This window comes from Salinimicrobium oceani (genome assembly GCF_012037645.1).
The window spans coordinates 1-936 of the sequence record NZ_JAAVJR010000050.1 but is presented as its reverse complement, the minus strand read 5'-3'; the positions used below and the strand labels follow the sequence as shown (position 1 = coordinate 936).

The window sequence follows — 936 nt, the reverse complement described above, 5'->3', positions numbered from 1 at the left end:
ATCCACTTTTTGCCGCTGCTTAACCAGCAGCTGCTCCCTCAAAAATAACAGCATCCAAAAAAGGCTTTTTACAGAAGAATATTCCAGCACTTCCCTGTATACCCGGTAATTGTACTGCAGCATTTCAATTTTATTCCCCGAAATAGAATTCTCACGCTCCCTGTAAACAGCAAGAGGTTCCTGAATACCTTTCGCAAATCCGGCTTTTTCGACCGCCAGCAACCACAGCCCCCAATCCTGCCGTTTCCGTATTAACGGACAATAGATCTTCCCGAGTTTTGCAGCATTGTACATCCCGGTGAGATTACCGATATAGTTCGCTTTTTTAAGCTTTTCAAAAGGAAGGAATTTCAGTGCTTTTATTTGCTTCTGAAGACTTTCTCCCTGCTCATCGATCAATTCATAACTGCTGAAGCATACATCCACGTTCTCTTTTTTCATGAGATCCAGCTGCGTCTGAAGTTTATGAGGCTTCCAAAGATCATCGGCATCCAGAAAGGAAATATAATCCCCTGTGGCCGCTTTGATCCCGATGTTCCTGGAAAATCCGGCGCCCTGGTTCGTAGGCAGGATGTGAAGTTTTATTCGGGGATCTTCAGCTCTTAGCGCTTCCACAATTTCTGAAGTTCGGTCCTTGGAGGCATCATCGATCACCAGCAATTCCCAATCTTCAAAAGATTGCTGCTGCACAGACCGAATACTTTCAGCAATAAATCCGGCGGCATTATAGGCCGGCATGATCACAGAGACCAAAGCTTTTTTATTCATTTGCGGGTTTTGACCATTATATGAAATCTTTTGAAACGGCCAAATTATAAGGTGCCAAAAATGCTATTTTCGAATGTGTTTTGAGAAATCCTTATGTTCGCTGCGGTAAAGTTCATCTTCACTAAGGCCTTTGAAATATTCATAGGTCTTTTTCATACCCTCCCTTCG

General features: G+C 43.3%; 1 protein-coding gene and 1 pseudogene. Both read right to left on the bottom strand.

Going from position 1 to position 936, the window contains the following annotated elements:
• A partial coding sequence (locus HC175_RS15290) for a glycosyltransferase family 2 protein (protein ID WP_168139333.1) occupies positions 1-768 on the bottom strand: 768 nt, incomplete at its 3' end.
• Positions 769-831: 63 nt separating this feature from the next.
• Positions 832-936: pseudogene (locus HC175_RS24275) on the bottom strand (SDR family NAD-dependent epimerase/dehydratase); the annotation flags it as partial.